At 73.7% G+C, this 19,300-nt stretch carries 18 protein-coding genes; 12 read left to right on the top strand and 6 right to left on the bottom strand.

The features are described 5' to 3' along the window. Positions 1–65: 65 nt before the first annotated feature. Entirely contained in the window at positions 66–1,370 is a 1,305-nt protein-coding gene (locus OHA99_RS12915; RefSeq protein WP_405695806.1) for a M14 family zinc carboxypeptidase, read from the bottom strand. Positions 1,371–1,640: 270 nt separating this feature from the next. Between OHA99_RS12915 and OHA99_RS12910 the strand changes: the two genes are divergently transcribed. Beyond that, the gene (locus tag OHA99_RS12910; protein WP_405695804.1) at positions 1,641–2,834 is read left to right on the top strand and encodes a HesA/MoeB/ThiF family protein; all 1,194 of its coding nucleotides are present in this window, start codon (positions 1,641–1,643) and stop codon (positions 2,832–2,834) included. After that, positions 2,831–4,099 carry a hypothetical protein gene (locus OHA99_RS12905; RefSeq protein ID WP_405695802.1) on the top strand — a complete coding sequence of 423 codons (1,269 nt, stop codon included), beginning with the start codon at positions 2,831–2,833 and terminating at the stop codon, positions 4,097–4,099. Before OHA99_RS12910 ends, OHA99_RS12905 begins: the two co-directional genes overlap by 4 nt. Before the next feature lie 42 nt (positions 4,100–4,141). Here OHA99_RS12905 and OHA99_RS12900 read toward each other — a convergent pair whose 3' ends face one another. Together OHA99_RS12900 and OHA99_RS12895 are read right to left on the bottom strand one after the other, a co-directional pair. After that, positions 4,142–4,630, bottom strand: coding sequence for a DinB family protein (locus OHA99_RS12900; RefSeq protein WP_164383372.1), 489 nt, complete (start codon positions 4,628–4,630; stop codon positions 4,142–4,144). 26 nt (positions 4,631–4,656) lie between these two features. After that, complete coding sequence (locus tag OHA99_RS12895; protein WP_165687230.1) at positions 4,657–5,310, bottom strand: bifunctional 2-polyprenyl-6-hydroxyphenol methylase/3-demethylubiquinol 3-O-methyltransferase UbiG; 654 nt, start codon at positions 5,308–5,310, stop codon at positions 4,657–4,659. 211 nt (positions 5,311–5,521) lie between these two features. Here OHA99_RS12895 and OHA99_RS12890 point away from each other — a divergent pair, with 211 nt between their 5' ends. Then, a complete protein-coding gene (locus OHA99_RS12890) occupies positions 5,522–6,157 on the top strand; it encodes a helix-turn-helix domain-containing protein (protein WP_405695800.1) in 636 nt (211 codons plus the stop codon). Here OHA99_RS12890 and OHA99_RS12885 read toward each other — a convergent pair. Further along, on the bottom strand, positions 6,118–7,038 hold the full coding sequence (locus OHA99_RS12885) for a LysR family transcriptional regulator (RefSeq protein WP_405695798.1): 921 nt from the start codon (positions 7,036–7,038) through the stop codon (positions 6,118–6,120). The genes OHA99_RS12890 and OHA99_RS12885 overlap by 40 nt on opposite strands. A gap of 95 nt (positions 7,039–7,133) precedes the next feature. Between OHA99_RS12885 and OHA99_RS12880 the strand changes: the two genes are divergently transcribed. From OHA99_RS12880 to OHA99_RS12840, 9 genes are all read left to right on the top strand, one after another. Further along, complete coding sequence (locus OHA99_RS12880; protein WP_153178132.1) at positions 7,134–7,964, top strand: SDR family NAD(P)-dependent oxidoreductase; 831 nt, start codon at positions 7,134–7,136, stop codon at positions 7,962–7,964. A 122-nt stretch (positions 7,965–8,086) separates the two neighbouring features. Beyond that, positions 8,087–8,428 (top strand): YrdB family protein, encoded by a 342-nt coding sequence (locus tag OHA99_RS12875; protein WP_405695796.1) that lies wholly within the window; start codon positions 8,087–8,089, stop codon positions 8,426–8,428. Positions 8,429–8,538: 110 nt separating this feature from the next. Next, on the top strand, positions 8,539–9,675 hold the full coding sequence (locus tag OHA99_RS12870) for a DUF4190 domain-containing protein (protein WP_405695794.1): 1,137 nt from the start codon (positions 8,539–8,541) through the stop codon (positions 9,673–9,675). A 146-nt stretch (positions 9,676–9,821) separates the two neighbouring features. Then, positions 9,822–10,574 (top strand): GntR family transcriptional regulator, encoded by a 753-nt coding sequence (locus OHA99_RS12865; protein WP_007444326.1) that lies wholly within the window; start codon positions 9,822–9,824, stop codon positions 10,572–10,574. Between the two features lie 399 nt (positions 10,575–10,973). Beyond that, the gene (locus OHA99_RS12860; RefSeq protein WP_007444327.1) at positions 10,974–11,165 is read left to right on the top strand and encodes an SPOR domain-containing protein; all 192 of its coding nucleotides are present in this window, start codon (positions 10,974–10,976) and stop codon (positions 11,163–11,165) included. Positions 11,166–11,223: 58 nt separating this feature from the next. Next, the gene (locus OHA99_RS12855; RefSeq protein WP_405695791.1) at positions 11,224–11,655 is read left to right on the top strand and encodes a (deoxy)nucleoside triphosphate pyrophosphohydrolase; all 432 of its coding nucleotides are present in this window, start codon (positions 11,224–11,226) and stop codon (positions 11,653–11,655) included. Positions 11,656–11,748: 93 nt separating this feature from the next. After that, positions 11,749–12,159 (top strand): ATP-binding protein, encoded by a 411-nt coding sequence (locus OHA99_RS12850; RefSeq protein ID WP_405698937.1) that lies wholly within the window; start codon positions 11,749–11,751, stop codon positions 12,157–12,159. A gap of 299 nt (positions 12,160–12,458) precedes the next feature. Continuing rightward, the gene (locus tag OHA99_RS12845; protein WP_087789646.1) at positions 12,459–15,071 is read left to right on the top strand and encodes a SpoIIE family protein phosphatase; all 2,613 of its coding nucleotides are present in this window, start codon (positions 12,459–12,461) and stop codon (positions 15,069–15,071) included. A gap of 240 nt (positions 15,072–15,311) precedes the next feature. Continuing rightward, entirely contained in the window at positions 15,312–16,562 is a 1,251-nt protein-coding gene (locus tag OHA99_RS12840) for a glycosyl hydrolase family 18 protein (protein WP_405695788.1), read from the top strand. Here OHA99_RS12840 and OHA99_RS12835 read toward each other — a convergent pair. Next, complete coding sequence (locus tag OHA99_RS12835; RefSeq protein WP_164383363.1) at positions 16,559–17,338, bottom strand: succinate dehydrogenase/fumarate reductase iron-sulfur subunit; 780 nt, start codon at positions 17,336–17,338, stop codon at positions 16,559–16,561. The genes OHA99_RS12840 and OHA99_RS12835 overlap by 4 nt on opposite strands. Further along, a complete protein-coding gene (locus tag OHA99_RS12830; protein ID WP_405695786.1) occupies positions 17,335–19,296 on the bottom strand; it encodes a fumarate reductase/succinate dehydrogenase flavoprotein subunit in 1,962 nt (653 codons plus the stop codon). Before OHA99_RS12830 ends, OHA99_RS12835 begins: the two co-directional genes overlap by 4 nt. Positions 19,297–19,300 lie beyond the last annotated feature (4 nt).

The following is a 19,300-nucleotide window of genomic DNA, read 5'->3' as shown; positions in this document are numbered from 1 at the left end:
CTGGCCGGCCCCCGTCCCGACTGCTTCAGCGCATCAGAGCTTCAGAGCTTCAGAGCCTCAGAGTGTCAGAGCCTCAGCGCGCACTCCGCAGCCGCCAGCACCGTGCGGGTCTGGAGTTCCACCTGGGTGCGGACGGGGACCGGGCGCAGGCGCAGTGACGTCTCGAAGTCCGTGCACCAGGTGATGAAGAGGCCGTCCAGTTCGTGGCGGAGGGCGACGGACGCCGGGGCGTCGGTCGCGTCCAGAAGGCGCAGCAGAAGTCCCGCCGCGCGCAGTGGCTGGCGTCGGGCGACGACCTCCAGGGCGCTGATCCCGGCCGTCGTCAGCGCGGGCGAGCGGTCGGCGCGGGGTGCCGACTCCGCCTGCCGGACCAGCGGTTGCCAGGAGTCGGCGACCAGGTCGTAGAGGTCGTCGGCCATCCACTCCAGTACGCGTCCGGGCGGGCTGTCCTCGGCCGGCGGCAGAAAGCCGCGGGCCTTGTCGAAGACGGCGGTGACGTGTCGTCCGCCTTCCCGGACCAGGCCGGACAGCTCGCGCAGCGCCCGGGCGGGGTCCGGGTGCGGGGTCGGGTCGTCGGCCGTGCCGGTGGACCACAGGGGCACCTCCACGATCGCCGTGACGCCGCCGTACCGCTGGGGCGCGCACCAGGTGGACCGGCCGATGTTCTCGGACCCGGCCGCCAGCCGGGCGCTGCTGTCCGGTGGCGGCAGGACGTGGACGCCGGGGGCCGGGTTTTCCCAGTACAGGGCGTCGTACGTGCCGTGCTGGACCGGGACGCCCAGCGCCGACGCGGACGCCGCGAAGGGGGCGGCGAGGCCGGGGAGGTCCCCGGTGAGCTGGACCCAGGCGCCGCCCGCGTCGACGTTGTGCAGGGAGCACTGGAGTACGGGGCGGAGTGCGTCGATCGTGTCGAACAGGGCGTGGCTCTCCGGGAGCCGCCGGCCGACGATCGGTGCCCACTCGGGCTGTTCCGCCGCGACCGGGCGGAAGGCGGCGCGGTAGTAGCGGGCCAGTGTGGCGCCGGGGCCGGCCGTCGCCGCCTCGATGCCCTCGCTCAGCGCCGCGCCGTCCGGGTCGAGGCACAGGACGATGTCCCAGGTGACGGTCCGGGGGTCGGTCGCCGGGGACCGGCGGTCGCCGGTCGCGACCCGCTCCGCCAGCGCCAGCGCCGTCGCGCCGCCCACCGGCTCGTCCGGGTGCGGCCGGGCCACCACCAGGACGTGGCGCGGCCCGTGCCCCACCGACAGCATCAGGACCGGCCGGCCGGCCCTGGACGTGCCGATCCGGCGCAGGCGGCCGGACCCGGGGAACCGGGAGACCAGCCGTCGCGCCGACTCGGTGACTTCCGCGACCGTGGGGTAGCGGTGCATCGGGCGAGTCCGGTCAGGAGCCGCCGTTGCCACCGCTGTCGCCGGTGGTCTCCTTCTTGTCCAGCGGACGGATCTCGATCTTGTTCGCCATGCCGTCTCCTTCCGGTGGTGACCGTGGTGACCGTGTGCCGTGGCGCCGATGTGCTCTGCAGCCGTGGTGCTTGTGGCGTGCGAGGCACGTCGTGCTCTTGTCAGCGTTCGCTCACCCGTGCACCGTTGTCAACGTCCGTTGTGGCCCGCGTGGTGGGGGATGGCGAGGTTGGCGCGAAAATGACGGTGCACCCGATGCGGCGGCCCCGGATCAAGCCGGAGCACCGCGCCTACCGGACCGTGGACGGCCACGTGCGGATCGGCAGCGTCGTCCACGGCATCGGCGCCGAGGTGCGGGACGACGACGGCTGGGTCTGGACGCTCGTCCAGGTCATGGACGGGACGCGCAGCGCCCCGGACGTCGTCGCCGAGGTGGCCGGACGCCACCCGGAACTGCGGCTGCCGGCCCCGGACATCGCCCAGGCCATGACGGACCTGACCGACGCCGGGTACGTCGAGGACGCCGGCGCCGAGCCGCCGGCGGAACTGTCCGAGCGGGAACGCGAGCGGTACGGCAGGGGCATGACCCTGCTGCGGTGGATGGACCTCCGGCCCAGGGACAGTGCCTGGGAGCCGCAGCTGCTGCTGCGCCGGGCCGAGGTCCTGCTGGTCGGCGTCGGCGGCACCGGCTCGGCCGCCGCGCGGGACCTGGTGGCCTCCGGCGTGGGGCGGCTGCACTGCGTCGAACCGGACGTGGTCGAACTGTCCAACCTCAACCGGCAGACCCTCTTCCGCGAGGAGGACCTCGGCAGACCCAAACTGGACGCGGCGCTCACCGCCCTGCGCGCGCTCAACCCGGACGTCGAGGTCACCGGCGAGCGGCGCGAGGTACGGGGCCCGGCCGACCTCGAGGACCTGCTGACGGGAGCCCGCGGCGCGTCCGGCTACGACGCCCTGCTGCTCGCCGCCGACCGCCCCACCGCGATCCGCCGATGGGCCAACCAGGTCTGCCTGGCCACGGGCACACCGTGGGCCGAGGCGGGCTACCGCGGACCGCTGGTCGCCGTGGGCGTCTTCACGCCGGGCCGGGGCGCGTGCTGGCAGTGCCTGCGCGACGCCGAGGCGGAACGCCGCGACCTGCGCCTCGGCCCCGGTCAGGACGAGGACGCGGCCTCGCCCCGCATGCCGTGGAATCCGGCCAACGCCGTGACCGCGGGCCTGTCCGGCGGGCTGCTGGCCCACGCCGCCCTGATGCTGCTGTGCGGCGTCCCGCCCGTCGAACCCGGATGCCGGTTCGGCCTCAACCTCATGATGCCGGGCGACCCGGTCCTGCAACGCTCGCCGCGGCGCCCCGACTGCCCGGCCTGCCGCCGCGCGGAGAACGGCCCGGCCCCGGCCGCCCGTTCCGGCTCCGGGGACCGAGGCTCCTCGTGACGGACACGACCGCCGGCGACCCTCCCCGGATCGGGCCGGCGACCCGTGTCGCCCTGCACGACCTGGCCGTACGACGCGACCGCGACGAGTGGATCGTGGGCCGCATGGTCACCCGGAACTTCGTCGCCCTGCCGGCGGCCGGGGCGCGCGCGGTGGAACTCCTGGGCGACGGGCTGAGCGTGGCGCGTACGGAGGAGACGCTGCGGGCCGAGACCGGGGAGGAGTTCGACATCGCGGACTTCGTCGGGGACCTGACCGCGCTGGGCTTCGTGGCGCGGATCGGCGACCGCCCGGTCCCCGACGCCGAACCGCCGCGGGCGTCCCTGCCGTGGCTGCGGCCCCGCCACGTCCGTCTCGCCCTGCACCCGGCGCTCCCGCTGCTCGTCGGGGCACTGCTGACGGCCGCCGTCGTCGTCCTGGTGCGCCGCTCCGACCTGCTTCCCGGCTACCGCGACCTGCTGTGGAGCCGCCACGGCAGCGTGGTCCTGCTGAGCGGTGCGGCGGCCGGGTGGACGCTGCTGCTGGCCCACGAACTGGCGCACCTGGTGACCGCCCGGGCGGCGGGCGTGCCGGGGCGGATGCGGCTGGGCACCCGGCTTCAGTTCCTCGTCATGCAGACCGACATCAGCGGCATCGAACTCGCTCCCCGCCGGCACCGGCTGACGGCCTACCTGGCCGGAATCGCCCTCAACCTGTCCGTCGCGTCGTGCCTCGTCCTGGTCCTCGCCGCGACGGAGCCCGGGACGACCGCCCACCGCCTGCTGGCCGCGGCCCTGCTCCTCGCCCTGCTGCCGCTGCCCTTCCAGTGCATGGTCTTCACCCGCACCGACCTGTACTTCGTCCTCCAGGACCTCACCGGCTGCCGCGACCTGTACGGCGACGGCCTGGCGTACGCCCGGTACCGGTTCCGGCGCGCGGTGCGGCCGGTGCGGCGCGTCGCCCGCGGGAAGGCACCGGCGCTCGCACGGGACGACCCGAGCACCCGGCTGCCCGCACACGAGCGGCGGGCCGTCCGGATCTACAGCGTCGTCCTCGTGGCCGGTACGGCGGCCTGTCTGACGTTCATGGCCGCGGTCACCCTGCCCGTCGACATCGCCCTCCTGGTCCGCGCCGTGCGGGGACTGGGACCGGAACACGGCCTGGCGGGCAACGCCGACGCGGTGACGGTGCTGGTGGTCCTGGGCGGGGTCAACGTCCTCTGGCTGGTCACCTGGTGGCGCAACCGCCGCGCCCGCCGCGCCCGCCGGGCCACGGGCGCGGCCTGAGGGCGGGGCACGGCACGCGGGGCACGCCACGGGGCGGCGCGCTCAGCGTCCCGTCGTACCGTCGATCAGCTCGCGCAGGATGTCGGCGTGGCCGGCGTGGCGGCCGGTCTCCTCGATCATGTGGGCGAGGGCCCAGCGGGCGCTGGGCGCGGGGCGGCCCGGACGGGGCCGGGGGAGTGGGGCGCCGAGGTCGGCGCAGGCGTCGAGGACGCGGTTCGCGCGTTCGACGGCCTCCCGGTAGCGGGCGACGACGTCGGCCACGCCGTCCCGGGGCGCGGCCCGGAACGTCGCCGGCCAACTCCGCACCTCCTCCCCGAGGAAGAGGGCGCGTTCGACGTGGGTCAGGTGGTTGAGCAGCCCGAGCAGGTTGGTGCCGGACGGCACCGCGGCCGTGCGGACCTGCGGTTCCGGGGCTCCCTCGACCTTGCCGGCGACCGAGGTCCGCAGGTAGTCGAGGAACCCGCGCAGGGTCTCGGCCTCACTGTCTCCGGTGCGGGGCGGCGGCGCGTCCCGGCGGGGCGTGGTGGACATGGTGACCTCCTGGTGGACGTGTGCCTTCAGCCGGTGCGGTGGACGAGCAGGACGTGGTCGACGACCTCCGCGGTGCGCCCGTCCGGGCCGGTCGCGGTGCGGCGCACGGCCTCGGCCCGTTCGACCCGCCACGTCGCCGGGTCGAGGGCGAGACCCGCCGCGACCTCCCGCGGGGCCGGGTACCGGGCGTCGGGGTCCTGGTCCCACGACCACGGCGCGGTCGAGCCGTGGTCGACGACCAGCAGCCGCCCGCCGGGGCGCAGCGCGTGCGCGGCCGTACGCAGGACCGCCGCCCGGTCCAGGTCGAACGGGGTGTGGAGGTAGTGCGCGCAGACCAGGTCGAACCGGCCCCCGGGGAAGGACGCGCGCAGATCGTGCCGTACGGCGTCCACCCGGTCGCCGAGGCCGTGCGCGCGGGCGTGTCCCGCGAGCCGCTCGGCCGCCACGCCGGAGATGTCCACGGCCGTGACCCGCCAGCCCCGCCGGGCGAGCCACAGCGCGTCCCCGCCGCTGCCGCACCCCAGGTCCAGCGCGGTGCCGGGAGGCAGATCGGTGACCGTCTCGACGAGACGGACGTTCGGCCGGGGGGCGTCGGGCGCCGGGCGGGCCGCGTACACGCCGTCCCAGAAGGTGACCGCCTCGGCGGCACTCGTCGGGCTCGTCGGACCCGCCGGGCTCATCGGGCTCATCGGGCTCATCGGATTGTTCGGACTCACCGGGACTCCTTCGTTCGGGCTCGTTCGGGTTCGCTCGGGTTCGCTCGAGTTCGCTCGGGCTCGTTCGGGTCCGGCCGGGCTCGGCGGGCAGCCGTGGGCGACGGACGATGCGGCCAGTCTTGGCAGCGGCCGTCCGATCCGGCACGAGAACTTGCCGTTGTGGCAAGGTGGCCCGATGGACGCCGGAGCGGACGACGTGGACGACGTACTCGACACGGTGGGCCCGCGCCTGCGCGCGCTGCGCCGCGAGCGGGGCATCACCCTCGCCCACCTGTCGGCGGCGACCGGGGTGTCGGAGAGCACCCTGTCGCGGCTGGAGAGCGGGCAGCGCAGGGCGACCCTGGAGCTGCTGCTGCCGCTCGCCCGGATCTACGACGTGCCCCTGGACGACCTCGTCGGCGCCCCGCGCACCGGCGACCCGCGCATCCACCTGAAGCCCGTCCGGCGCTTCGGGATGGTCTTCGTGCCGCTCTCCCGGCGGCCGGGCGGCACCCAGGCGTTCAAAATGATCATCCCGAGCCGTCCGGCACCGCTCGAACCGACCCCGCAGACCCACGAGGGCTCCGAGTGGCTGTACGTGCTCAGCGGCCGGCTGCGGCTGCTGGTCGGGGAGCGCGACCTCACGCTGACGCCCGGTGAGGCGGCGGAGTTCGACACGTCCCTGCCGCACTGGCTGGGCAGCGCCGACGGCGGCGCGGTCGAACTGCTCGTCCTCTTCGGCCTCCAGGGGGTGCGCGCGCACGTGCGGGACGGCGGTGCCCGAGCCTCCGGTCAGCTCCCGGCCGTCACCCGGCGGCAGGCCTCCACGTAGCCCCGGACCAGTGCCCGCCCCTCGTCCTCGCGGCGCCAGGCCAGCGCGTAGCGGCTGGGGCTCAGACCGCGGACCGGGCGGGTGCCGACGCCGCCCAGGGTGATCAGCGGCGCGTTGCCCGTGGCCACCAGGCAGACGCCGAGGCCCGCGACCAGGGCCTCGTACGTCTCCTCCGTACCGGAGATCTCGGCGCCGACCCGCGGTGGGCCGGCGCCGAGTGCGCGCCGCTCGTCCAGCGCCAGCCAGAAGTCGCGCAGCGCGCCCGCCTCCGGGGGCAGGGCGAGGAACGGCTCGGCGAGGAGGTCGGCGAAGTCGAGCTCCGCGCGGCAGGCGAGCGGGTGGGTGTCGGGGAGGGCGACCAGGCGGGGTTCCTCGGCGACCACCGTCCAGGCGTATCGGCCGGCGTCGGGCAGCGGCAGCCACACGTACGCGACGTCGGCGGTGCCGTCGGCCAGGCCAGCGGTCGAGTCCTCCCAGCTCATCTGCCGCAGCCGCAGGACCGCCTCCGGCCGGGCCGCCGTGAAGCGGGAGCGGATCGCCGGCAGCAGCCCGCCGCGTCCGGGGCTGGTGCTCATGCCGACGACCAGGGTGCCGCGCCGCGCCTCCCGGACCGCCTCCACCGCCGCCGCGCCCTCGGCCCAGCCGGCCAGCACCCGCCGGGCGTGCGGCAGCAGTGCCGTGCCCGCCTCGGTGAGGGCCACGCCCTGAGGGTCGCGGCGGAACAGCTCGGCGTTCACCTGCCGCTCCAGCGCGCGGATCTGCTTGCTCAGCGCGGGCTGGGACACGTACAGGAGTTCGGCCGCCCGCGTGAAGTGCAGTTCCTCGGCCACCGTCACGAAGTAGCGCAGCTCCCGCACGTGCACGTCCATCGTCATAACCATGGGTTATCACCGTGGGTCTTGGACCGGCAACCGGCTTGTGGACGAGGGTGGTTGGCGTCGGAGCGACGGATGTGAACGGGACACGAGGAGTCGGTATGAACAAGGTCTGGCTGATCACCGGTGCGAGCAGCGGCTTCGGGCGGGCGATCGCCGAGGCGGCCCTGGCCGACGGCGACGTCGTGGTCGGCGCGGCACGGCGCCCCGAGGCACTGGACGGCCTCGTGGCCGCGTACCCCGACCAGATGGAGGCGCTGCGCCTGGACGTCGCCGACACGGCCGCCGCCGGGGACGCGGTGCGGGACGTGCTGGCACGGCACGGCAGAGTCGACGTGCTCGTCAACAACGCGGGCCGCACGCACGTCGGCGCCCTCGAGGAGACCGGCGAGGACGAACTGCGCGCGCTGTTCGACGTGCACGTCTTCGGGCCGGCCGCGCTGACGCGCGCGGTGCTGCCGTCCATGCGGGAGCGGCGCTCGGGCGCGATCGTGCAGATGAGCAGCATGGGCGGGCAGATGTCCTTCGCCGGCTTCTCGGCGTACAGCGGCACGAAGTTCGCGCTGGAGGGCATGTCCGAAGGGCTCGCGGACGAGGTCCGGGACTTCGGCATCAAGGTGCTGATCGTCGAGCCGGGCTCCTTCCGCACCGGCCTCTTCCAGGCCGGCAACGCCGGGATCAGCGCGGACAGCGGCGTGTACGCCAAGGTCGGCGAGACCCGCGGGATGATCGCCGGAGGCGACGGCGGCCAGCCCGGCGACCCGGCGAGGGCGGCGGCCGTCATCCGGGCCGCCCTCGCGGCCGAACACACCCCGCTGCGCCTGCCCCTGGGCGACGACGGCGTCAGCGCGGTCCTCGGTCATCTCGACCAGATCCGTGCGGACGTCGAGGCGTGGGAGAAGCAGACCCGGGCCACCGCGTTCGACGACTGAGCCGCCGCGCGACGGATTCCCCGGCTCTGTTCCGGCCATGGCGCGCGGGCTGACACCTTGGTCTCCGCACCCGACCGTGTCCGTGTCCGAGTCCGTGTCCGTGTCCGAGTCAGGAGTCCGTCGTGCTCTCGTCCCTGAAGTCCCTCAACCTGCTGCTGATGTTCCTGCTGGAACTGGCGGTGTACGTCGCGGTCGTGCTCTGGGGGGTCGCCGTCGGCGACGGGTGGCCGGTCGAGGTGGCCCTGGGGGTGGGCGCGCCGGTGGTGATGATGACGGCGTGGGCGCTGTTCGGCTCGCCCCGCGCCGCACGCCCCGCGCGCGGGGCGTGGCGGGTCGTCCTGGAGGTGCTCTGGTTCGGTGCCGGCGCGGCCGCCCTGGCCGCCTCCGGCAGACCGCGCTGGGCGGTCGCCTTCGCCGGTGTCTGCCTGGTCAACGCGACGCTCAGACGGCTGTGGAGGCAGTGAGGGCACCCGGCGCGTCCGCGGTCCGCGGGCCGCCTCCCGTCCGGGCCGCTTACGATGCGCGAGGCCGCACCCGTCGGTGCACCACCCTCGCGAACAGGAGCAAGGCACCCGTGTCGATACCGCCACCGCCGGGACCCCAAGGGCCGTACCCGCAGGGCCCGTACGCTCCGCCGTGGGGCCACCCCCTCGGCCCGTACCCCCGGCAGGCCCCCGTGAGCGGGCTCGCCGTCGCCGCGTTCGTGCTCGGGGTCCTGTGCTTCGTGCCGGCGGTCGGGCTCGTGCTGGGGCTGATCGCGCTGGCCCGGATCCGGAAGCGGGGCGAGCGGGGCAAGGGGTTCGCGGTGGCCGGCTGCGTCCTGTCCTCCGTGGGGCTGGCCCTGTGGGCGCTGACGCTCTCCACGGGCGCCGTGGCCGACCTCTGGGAGGGCTTCCGGGACGCAGCGCGCGGCGAGGGCACCGCCTACGCGCTGGAGAAGGGCGAGTGCTTCACCACACCCGGGGGCTCTCTCCAGGGGGTGACGTACGACGTCGACCAGGTACCGTGCGCCGGGGAGCACGACGGCGAGGTGTTCGCCGTGTTCGACCTGCCGCGCGGCGGCTCGTACCCGGGGGACGACGCGCTCACGTCGATGGCCGACCTGCGCTGCTACGGGCTCGTGGGCGAGTACGCCATGGACGACTGGGCCCTGCCCGCCGATGTCGACGTGTACTACCTGACGCCGACCCGGCGCAGCTGGCTGTCGAACGACCGGGAGATCACCTGCCTGTTCGGCAGCACGGACGAGCGGAAGAACCTGACCGGTTCGCTGCGCAACGACGCGACGACGCTCGACGCCCACCAGATCGCGTACCTGGAGGCGGCGCGGTCCCTGGACGGGGCCCTGGAGTCGACGCCGGAGAACGAGTACTTCGAGGACGACCCGACCGCGCAGCAGGCGTGGGCGGGCCGGGTGGAGAACGCGCTCACCGAGGAGATCGGGATGCTGGGCGCGCACTCCTGGCCGTCCGCGAGTAGGCAGCCGGTCAACGAGCTGGTCACCGACCTGGAGGCGGCACGCGAAGAGTTCGCCGCGGCGGAGGTGACCCCCGACGCGGACGCGTTCTACGAGCACCTCTACCAGGGCTACGCGCTCATGGACGGCGACACCACGGTCACCGCCCGCGAGTCCCTCGGCCTCGACACCACGCCGCCGGAGTACGCGGAGTCCGGCGGCGACGGGGGAGAGAGCCCCGGCAAGGAGGTGTGAGGGCGCCCATAGCGGGGAGAAAGTGCCTGCGTAAAGCCCTCGGGCCGCAGAAGTCATCACATCGAGTGATTCTTTGGCCTTTGCTTGCCCGGTCGACCGGCGGTTGCCACGCTGTTGCTGTCTGTACAACCTGATGGGAGCGGCCAGTGACATTCGGTGAGCAGCCGGCGTATCTCCGTGTCGCGGGTGATCTCCGCAAGAAGATCGCCGACGGTCTGCTGCCGCCTCATACCCGCCTCCCGTCCCAGGCGCGGATCCGCGAGGAGTACGGCGTCTCGGACACCGTCGCCCTGGAGGCCCGCAAGGTGCTGATGGCCGAGGGGCTGGTCGAGGGCCGCTCCGGCTCCGGCACCTACGTGCGCGAGCGGCCCGTCCCCAGGCGCGTCGCCCGCTCCGGGTACCGGCCGGCCGGCGGCGCCACGCCCTTCCGGCAGGAGCAGGCCGACGCCGACGCGCGCGGCACCTGGGAATCGCGCAGCGAGCAGGCCGAGGCGAGCGGTGCCGTGGCCGAGCGGCTCGGGATCAAGCCCGGCGACCGGGTGATGTGCACCCGGTACGTCTTCCGGGAGGCCGGCGAGGCCGTCATGCTCTCCACCTCCTGGGAGCCGCTGGACCTGACCGGGCGCACCCCGGTGATGCTGCCCGAGGAGGGGCCGCTCGGCGGCATGGGCGTCGTCGAGCGGATGGCCGCCATCGACGTCGTCGTCGACAACGTCACCGAGGAGGTCGGCGCCCGCCCCGGCCTCGCCGAGGAGCTGCTCGCGCTGGGCGGCGTACCGGGGCACGTGGTGCTGGTCGTCCAGCGCACGTTCTACGCCTCGGGGCGCGCGGTGGAGACGGCCGACGTGGTCGTCCCGGCCGACCGCTACCGGGTCGCGTACCACCTGCCGGTCAGGTAGCCCGGCAACCGGCGCCCGGTCCAGGGCGGTTCACCGCCGCCACGGTGTGAGATGGCGCACGCCCGTCGTGCGCCTCCCGCGCCGCTTTCCGCCGCACGCGCGCCTGCCCGCACCCGGGCGGAGGCTCGGTACCTCCGCGCGCGGCGCCGTAATCCGGCCGTTCCCGCAGGTCGCGTCCCTCGGCCCCGCCATGCCTGTGACCGGAGGCATCGGTGTGCGTGGACGGCGCGTTCTGCATCGTGCGCCCCCTGCGTTCTGGCTGGTTGCGTACCTCTTTGTGCAAAGTCGTATTCGCTCCGTGAAGGTTGGGCGTACGCTCGGGCATATGCGGACTGCGGTTTCCTTGGCGGGCGGGGCGCGGCGAGTGCCGCGGGCGGGAACGGGAGGTGGAAGGGCGCGATGAACGACAGCACGGTCACTCTTCCCTGGCTGGTCTTCCGGCAGGACGACAACGGCAATCGCTATCGCGTGGGCAGGTACGCGACCCGGGCCGAGGCCCAGCAGATCGCGGACACCCTCGACGGTCGCGGACACCAGCAGCTCTACTGGGTCGAGAGGCTCGGCGCGGCGGGCACGGGCACGGCCGACTGACCGGCGCCCCGTGGGGGGCGGGGCCGGGGCCGGCCGGACAGGCCGTAGGCTCCGGCGCATGACGGAACGGATCGTGGTGGGTGCCGCCCTGCTCGACGGCGGGCGCCTGCTCGCCGCACGCCGGAGCGCGCCCGCGGAACTGGCCGGGCGCTGGGAACTGCCCGGCGGCAAGGTCGAGGCGGGGGAGACGCCCGAGGCGGCGCTCGAGCGCGAACTGCGCGAGGAACTCGGAGTGGCGGCCGAGGCCGGAGAGCGCGTCCCGGGACAGTGGCCCCTGCGGGCGCCCCTCGTCCTCCAGGTGTGGACCGCCCGCCTGCTCCCCGGCTCCGCCGCCCCCCAACCCCTCGAGGACCACGACGACCTGCGCTGGCTGACCCCCGCCCAGGTCTGGGACGTTCCCTGGCTGGAGCAGGACGTACCCGCCGTCGAGCGGGTGCTCGCCCACCTGGGACTCGGGGCGAGGGGTGAGGGGCGCCACGGCGCGCGGTAGCGGGGCCGGATGAGCGGTACCGGGCCCGGATAAAGGGTATGTGCCCATTAACCCCATGAAAAGGGACACCGGTGGGGGTTGTCGGCCGGGGAAGTGATCGGCGTGAGCGACGACGAGGGTGACTGTGCCGAGTGGGTCTTCCCCGCGGCCCCGGACGCCGTGCGGACCGCCCGCTCCCTGGTCCGCCGCACGCTGGACGAGTGGCGCCTCGGCGGCGTCGCCGACATCACCGCCCTGCTGGTCAGTGAGCTGGTCACCAACGCCCTGCGGCACGCCACCGGACCCATCGGCGTCCGCCTGGTGCGCGACCCGGCCGGAGCCGCCGGGGTCCTGCTGGTCGAGGTGTCCGACCCGCTGCCCGACCCGCCCCGCGAGCGCGTCGCCCGCGCCGACGACGAGGACGGTCGCGGTCTGCAACTGGTGGCGTCCGTGACGCGGCGCTGGGGCACCCGCCCCGGCGAGGCGGGCAAGACGGTGTGGTTCGAACTCGCCCTGCCGAGCTGACGCGACGGCTTCGTGACACACCGTTGCCATCACGACGACAAGTGTCCGGAATATACCGACATCGCCCCTGACTGTGGCCGTCAACCGGTTCAGGCCAGTGGCAGTTGTGGAACTGCGTGATTCGATGCCGTGTCCGCTGGTTAGAAGACTGGAAGTGTTGTCACGGTCCGGACCGAAAACCATCGGGACCGTGCTGTGATCGTGAACACCGTGTCGTGCGGCGCCGTAGTGCTGGATACTGCGGGCAGCCGCCTCCGGTGACCGGTGCCGGACGCGGTGAGCTGGAGGGGACGGTTCGCGTGAGCGAGATACCAGCGAGGGCCGAGGAGCCCACGGAGTCCACGGAGTCCGGGGGCCCGTCGCAAGACGCGCCCCTCGGTGACGCGGTGTGGCAGAGCAGCCCGCCCGGCTCCATCTACGACTACGTCAAGGTCGCGTCCTTCTCCATCGGCCCCGACGGGCTCGTCGACCAATGGAGCCTGCGGGCGGAACAACTGCTGGGCATCCGGGCGGAAGACGCCGTGGGTACCGACCCCATCGAGGCCTTCATCGACCCCGACCTGCGCGAGCGCGGCCGGCGCAAGATGACCGAGATCCTCGACGGCCGGGAGTGGACCGGCGTGGTCCCCTTCCGGACACCGGGCGGCGGCGCCGGGTCCGGGGCGCGGGCGAGCGGACGGCGCGGACAGCGCGGGCTGGCCGAGGTGTACGTCATGCCGACGCGCACCGAGGACGGCGAGAAGGCCGCCGTCTGCATCGTCGTCGACGTCCGCGTCCTGCGGAGCATCGAGACCGACCTGGCCGCCTCACAGGCCATATTCGGCCAGTCTCCGTTCGGCTTCCTGCTGATCGACCCCGACCTGACGGTGCGCCGTGCCAACCAGCGGTTCGCCTCCACCTTCGGCGGCACCCCCGACGACCACCGCGGCAAGGGCGTCCACGACTACCTGCCGCGCGCCGAGGCCGACCGGGTCTCCGCGACCCTGCGCCGGGTCCTGGAGACCGGCGACTCCATCACGGACATGCACGTCACGGGCTTCGTGCCGGGCACCGAGGAACGCCGCCACTGGTCCGTCAACCTGTACCGCGTGCACAGCGGTTCCGGCCGGCCCATCGGCGTCGCCTGGCTCGGCACCGACATCACCGCCCGCCGCCAGGCCGCCCGCGAGGCCGCCAACGCCCGGCGCAACCTCGCCCTCCTCAACGAGGCCGGCGCCCGCATCGGCAACTCCCTCGACCTGGAGACCACCGCCCGGGAACTCCTCGACGTCGTCGTCCCCGGCTTCTGCGACCTGGCCACCGTCGACCTCTACCAGGGCCTGCTGGTCGGCGACGAGACCCCGCCGGGACTCGCCGACGGCAGCGCGGAACTGCGCCGCGTCGCCTTCTCCAGCGCCGTCTCCGACGCCCCGTTCCTCGGCACCGGCGAGCGGGTCAAGCTCGGCGCCGTCCACCACTACCCGTTCAACTCGCCCTGCGCCGACGCCCTGCGCACCGCCCGGCCGCGCTCCGTCCCCGCCGAGGACGGCGGCCTCGTGCAGTCCACGCTCGCCGTGCCGATGGTCGCCCACGACACGGTCGTCGGACTCGTCCAGTTCGCCCGCACCAAGGGCAGCGAGCCCTTCGGCGACCGCGACCGGGACCTCGCCGTGGAACTGGCCGCACGCGCCGCCGTCTGCATCGACAACGCCCGCCTCTACCGGCGCGAACACGAACGCGCGCTGATCCTGCAACGCTCCCTGCTCCCGCCCGGCGACCCGGAGGCCTCCGGACTCGACATCGCCTGCCGCTACCTGCCCGGCGAGGCGGCCACCGGCCGGGCCAGCGAGGTCGGCGGCGACTGGTTCGACGTCATCGAACTCCCCGGGCACCGCACCGCGCTGGTCGTCGGCGACGTCATGGGCCGCGGCCTGCGCGCCGCCGTCGCGATGGGCGAACTGCGCACCGCCGTACGCACCCTGGCCCAGCTCGACCTCGAACCGGCCGAGGTGCTGGCCCAGCTCGACGAGATCGCCCGCGGCCTCGGCACCCCCTCCGGCGTCCAGCAGGCCACCCGGGCCGCGCGCCGCCCCCGCGAGGCCGACCTGTCCGAGGTGTACCTGGCGACCTGCGTGTACGCCGTCTACGACTCCGTGACCAGGCGCTGCACCTTCGCCAACGCGGGCCACCTGCCGCCCGTCCTGGTCGAGCCCGGCGAGTCCGCGCTGATGCTGGACGTACCGCCGGGCCTGCCGCTCGGCGTCGGCGGGGAACCCTTCGAGGAGGTGGAGGTCGAACTGCCCGAGGGCGCCCTGCTCGCCCTCTACACCGACGGACTGGTCGAGAGTCGCGACCACCCCCTCGACGAGGGGCTCCAGGCCTTCGTGGGCGCCCTCACCGACCCCACCCAGCCCCTCGAGGACGTCTGCGACCAGGTCCTCAACACCCTCGACAGCCACCACGGCGAGGACGACATCGCCCTGCTCATGGCCCGCGTCCAGGGCCTGCCCAGCGACTCGGTCGGCGACTGGACGCTGCCGCGCGAGCCGCGCAGCGTCGGCCGGGCCCGCGAGTACGCCCGCGCCCGGCTGCTGGCCTGGGACATGGAGGAGCTGGTCGACACCACGGAGCTGCTCGTCAGCGAGCTCGTCACCAATGCGCTGCGCTACGGCGAGGGTGAGATCAGGCTCCGCCTCCTCCTGGACCGCACCCTGGTCTGCGAGGTCTGGGACTCCGGCCTGGTCCAGCCGCGCCGGCGCCGCGCCCGCGACACCGACGAGGGCGGCCGGGGCCTGCAACTGGTCGGCCTGCTCAGCGCGGCCTGGGGCTCACGCCGTACGCCGCGCGGCAAGACGGTCTGGTTCGAACTGCCCCTGCCGGGCGCCGACACCCAGCTCACGGACCCGGCGGAGGCGTTGCTGAGCCTGTTCTGACCCGGCCCGGAGTCGTCCGGTTCCGGGTCCGCCGGGTGCGGCGCACATGCCCGTACCCGGCCAGCAGCAGGGCCGCCCCGGCCGTGACCAGGGGCGGCACCAGATCGGCGGAGATCGTCACCGCACACCCCTGACCGCAACCGGAACACCGGTACGCATCGTCCCCGGTGGCAACACGCTCGGAGCGTAAGCGTGGCAACCGGCCACCGCGACCGGGGACGGCCACAGGGAGGGGACACCGTGGCAGACACGGAACCGAGAAACACCGAACCGAGAAGCACCGAACCACAAGCCGATCCGGCAGTCGAACCGGAATCCGACCCGCCGGCGGACCCGACAGCCGGCCCGACAGCCGGCTCGGCAGCCGCCGACGGCGATCAGCCCCCACAGGGGCCACCCGCACCCGACAACGAGAGCAGCACGGGTGGTGCGGGTGGGAACAGGGATGCCGAAGGCGAAGCCGAGGCGTCCCGACGAACGCGCCGCCGCACCGGCATCCGCATCCGCCGAACGGTGCTCGCCATCGTCCTCGTCCTCCTCGTCCCCCTCCTCACCGCCGAGACCGCCCTCCGCATCAACTACATGGGCGACCCCGCCGACGGCACCTACACCCGCAACCGCGACGCGATGTGGCTCGGCCACGCCTGGGTCGACGGCCGCAAGAAGGACGCGGACCTCAAGGCGCTGGCCCGGGAACTGAAGACCACCGGCATCCGCGACCTGTACGTCCACACCGGCCCGATGGAACACGACGGCACCCTGCCGAAGTCCCTCTACCCCAGGGCCCGCTGGCTGGTGGACGGCGTGCACCGCGAGATGCCCGGCATCCGCGTCCAGGCCTTCCTCGGCGACGTCCTCGCCACCGAGAGCCCCGACGGCATGCGCCTGGAGAAGGCCGACACCCGCGCCGCCGTCGTCGACTCGGCCCGCCAGGTCCTGGACGTGGGCTACGACGGCGTCCACCTCGACCTGGAGCCGCTGCACTCCGGCGACCGGAACTACCTCTCCCTCCTGGAAGACATCCGCGCCGTCACCCGCGCCCGCGACGCGCAGCTCTCCGTCGCCGCCCACCAGATCGACCCGCTGCCGGGCTTCCACTCCTTCTGGGGCACGGTCGCCGGACACCCCAAGTGGTGGTCGCAGGAGTTCTTCGGCCAGGTCGCCCGCCGCGTCGACCAGATCGCCGTCATGTCGTACGACACCATGCAGCCCCTGGAGAGCCTGTACGGCGGCTACGTCGCCCAGCAGACCTCGCTGGCCCTGGAGGTCACCCCGCCGACGACCCACCTCCTGATGGGCCTGCCCTTCTACCACGAGAACCGTTTCGGCCACTGGAACCACGCGGAGACCGTCGCCGCCGCCGTCCGCGGCGTCCGCCTCGGCCTGTCCCGCACGGACGCCGACCGGGAGCGGTTCGGCGTCGCGGCGTACATCGACTTCGCGGCGACGGAGGAGGACTGGGCGTCGTACCGGGACGGCTGGGTCCGCTAGGACCCGTCCCGGGACCGGCGCCCGATCTTCGAGCCCAGCCACACCAGCGGGTCGTACTTGCGGTCCACGGCCCGTTCCTTGAGGGGGATCAGCGCGTTGTCCGTGATCCTGATGCCCTCGGGGCACACCTCCGTGCAGCACTTGGTGATGTTGCAGTAGCCGAGGCCGTGTTCGTCCTGGGCGGTGCGGGAGCGGTCCAGGCCGGTGTCACCGGCGGCGTCCAGCGGGTGCATGTCCAGTTCGGCGACGCGCATGAGGAAGCGCGGGCCCGCGAAGGCGGGCTTGTTCTCCTCGTGGTCCCGCACGACATGGCAGGTGTCCTGGCACAGGAAGCACTCGATGCACTTGCGGAACTCCTGCGAGCGGTCCACGTCCTCCTGCATCATCCGGTACTCGCCGGGACCGAGGTCGGCGGGCGGCACGAAGGCCGGGACCTCGCGGGCCTTGGTGTAGTTGAAGCCGACGTCCGTCACCAGGTCCCGGATCACCGGGAAGGCGCGCAGCGGCGTGACGGTGATCGTCTCCTCGCGGCTGAACACGGACATGCGGGTCATGCACAGCAGCCGCGGCCGCCCGTTGATCTCGGCCGAGCACGAACCGCACTTGCCCGCCTTGCAGTTCCAGCGCACCGCGAGGTCGGGGGCCTGGGTGGCCTGGAGGCGGTGGACGATGTCGAGGACCACCTCGCCCTCGTTGACCTCGACCGTGAAGTCCTGGAGGCCGCCGCCCTCCACGTCACCGCGCCACACCTTGAAGCGGGCCTCGTAACCGCTCATTCGGACCGGCCCTCCAGTTCCTCGTCGGCGAGGTACTTCACCAGCTCCTCCTTGTCGAAGAGGGCGAGCAGATCGGGCCGGATCGGCTCGGTGGTCTGCCGCTCCAGGGCGATCCGGCCGCGCTCCGGGTCCGTCGCCGCCGGGTCGCCCGCCGCCTCGCCCGCCGGGCCGGCCAGCGAGCAGATCAGGTTGGCCGGGCGCCAGCGCCGGTCCATCGACGGATGGTCCTCGCGGGTGTGCCCGCCGCGCGACTCGGTGCGCTCCAGCGCGGCCCGCGCCACGCACTCGCCGACCAGCAGCATGTTGCGCAGGTCCAGGGCGAGGTGCCAGCCCGGGTTGAACTGCCGGTGCCCCTCCACCCCGGCCCGGCGGGCGCGCACCCGCAGCTCCGCGAGCTTCTCCAGGGCCTGTTTCATCTCCGCCTCCCGGCGGATGATCCCGACCAGGTCGTTCATGGTCTGCTGGAGCTCCTGGTGCAGGGTGTACGGGTTCTCCGGCGGGCCGTCGGCGGGCTCGTGCGCCTCGGCCGAGAACGGCCGCAGCGCCTCCGCGGCGGCGGCGTCGACCTGTGCTTCGTCGACCCGGGCGCGCCTGCCCCCGTCCGCCCGGCCCGCCGCGTGCTCGGCCGCGTACCGGCCCGCCCGGCGCCCGAACACCAGCAGGTCGGACAGCGAGTTGCCGCCCAGCCGGTTGGAGCCGTGCATGCCCCCCGCCACCTCACCGGCCGCGAACAGTCCCGGCACCCCGCGCGCGGCGGCGGTGTCGGAGTCGACGGCGACGCCGCCCATCACGTAGTGGCAGGTGGGCCCGACCTCCATCGCCTCCGCCGTGATGTCCACGTCCGCCAGCTCCTTGAACTGGTGGTACATGGAGGGCAGCCGGCGCCGGATCACGTCGGCGGACATCCGGGTCGACACGTCCAGGAAGACCCCGCCGTGCGGTGAGCCCCGGCCCTCCTTCACCTCGGCGTTGATCGCGCGGGCGACCTCGTCGCGGGGGAGCAGCTCGGGCGGGCGCCGGTTGTGGTCCGGGTCGTCGTACCAGCGGTCGCCCTCCTCCTCCGACTCGGCGTACTTCTCCTTGAAGACGTCGGGGACGTAGTCGAACATGAACCGCTTGCCCTCGGAGTTCCTGAGCACCCCGCCGTCGCCGCGCACCGACTCGGTGACGAGGATGCCCTTCACCGACGGCGGCCAGACCATGCCCGTCGGGTGGAACTGCACGAACTCCATGTTGAGCAGCGGCGCCCCGGCCAGCAGCGCCAGCGCGTGGCCGTCGCCGGTGTACTCCCACGAGTTCGACGTCACCTTGAACGACTTGCCGATGCCGCCGGTCGCGATCACCACCGAGGGCGCCTGGAGGACGAAGAAGCGGCCGCTCTCGCGCTCGTAGCCGAAGACCCCCGAGACTGCGCGGTCCTCCTTGAGGACGCGGGTGACCGTGCACTCCTGGAAGACCTTGAGGCGGGACTCGTGGTCACCGGTCTCGCGGAAGTCCTCCTGCTGGAGCGAGACGACCTTCTGCTGGAGGGTGCGGATCAGCTCCAGGCCCGTGCGGTCGCCGACGTGGGCGAGGCGCGGGTACTCGTGGCCGCCGAAGTTGCGCTGCGAGATCCGGCCGTCCTTCGTCCGGTCGAACAGCGCGCCCCACGTCTCCAGCTCCCACACCCGCTGCGGCGCCTCCTGGGCGTGCAGCTCGGCCATCCGCCACTGGTTGAGGAACTTGCCGCCGCGCATGGTGTCGCGGAAGTGGACCTGCCAGTTGTCGCCGGAGTTGACGTTGCCCATGGAGGCGGCGATGCCGCCCTCGGCCATCACGGTGTGCGCCTTGCCGAACAGCGACTTGCAGATCACGGCCGTACGGGCGCCCCGCTCGCGGGCCTCGATCGCGGCGCGCAGCCCGGCGCCGCCCGCGCCCACCACGACGACGTCCCATTCCTGCCGGTCGACCACGGACATCAGA

Source organism: Streptomyces coelicoflavus, assembly GCF_045041415.1.
Taxonomy (GTDB): domain Bacteria; phylum Actinomycetota; class Actinomycetes; order Streptomycetales; family Streptomycetaceae; genus Streptomyces; species Streptomyces coelicoflavus.
The sequence above is the reverse complement of the archived record's forward strand: the minus strand, read 5'-3'. Positions and strand labels throughout refer to the sequence as shown.

Excerpts from the sequence above, each read along its gene's own strand:
- OHA99_RS12835 (WP_164383363.1), bottom strand. The coding sequence starts at position 17,338 with ATGAGCGGTTACGAGGCCCGCTTCAAGGTGTGGCGCGGTGACGTGGAG.
- OHA99_RS12860 (WP_007444327.1), top strand. The coding sequence starts at position 10,974 with ATGAACGACAGCACGGTCACTCTTCCCTGGCTGGTCTTCCGGCAGGAC.
- OHA99_RS12915 (WP_405695806.1), bottom strand. The coding sequence starts at position 1,370 with ATGCACCGCTACCCCACGGTCGCGGAAGTCACCGAGTCGGCGCGACGG.
- OHA99_RS12890 (WP_405695800.1), top strand. The coding sequence starts at position 5,522 with ATGGACGCCGGAGCGGACGACGTGGACGACGTACTCGACACGGTGGGC.
- OHA99_RS12880 (WP_153178132.1), top strand. The coding sequence starts at position 7,134 with ATGAACAAGGTCTGGCTGATCACCGGTGCGAGCAGCGGCTTCGGGCGG.
- OHA99_RS12830 (WP_405695786.1), bottom strand. The coding sequence starts at position 19,296 with ATGTCCGTGGTCGACCGGCAGGAATGGGACGTCGTCGTGGTGGGCGCG.
- OHA99_RS12895 (WP_165687230.1), bottom strand. The coding sequence starts at position 5,310 with ATGAGCCCGGCGGGTCCGACGAGCCCGACGAGTGCCGCCGAGGCGGTC.
- OHA99_RS12910 (WP_405695804.1), top strand. The coding sequence starts at position 1,641 with ATGACGGTGCACCCGATGCGGCGGCCCCGGATCAAGCCGGAGCACCGC.
- OHA99_RS12885 (WP_405695798.1), bottom strand. The coding sequence starts at position 7,038 with ATGGTTATGACGATGGACGTGCACGTGCGGGAGCTGCGCTACTTCGTG.
- OHA99_RS12855 (WP_405695791.1), top strand. The coding sequence starts at position 11,224 with ATGACGGAACGGATCGTGGTGGGTGCCGCCCTGCTCGACGGCGGGCGC.
- OHA99_RS12900 (WP_164383372.1), bottom strand. The coding sequence starts at position 4,630 with ATGTCCACCACGCCCCGCCGGGACGCGCCGCCGCCCCGCACCGGAGAC.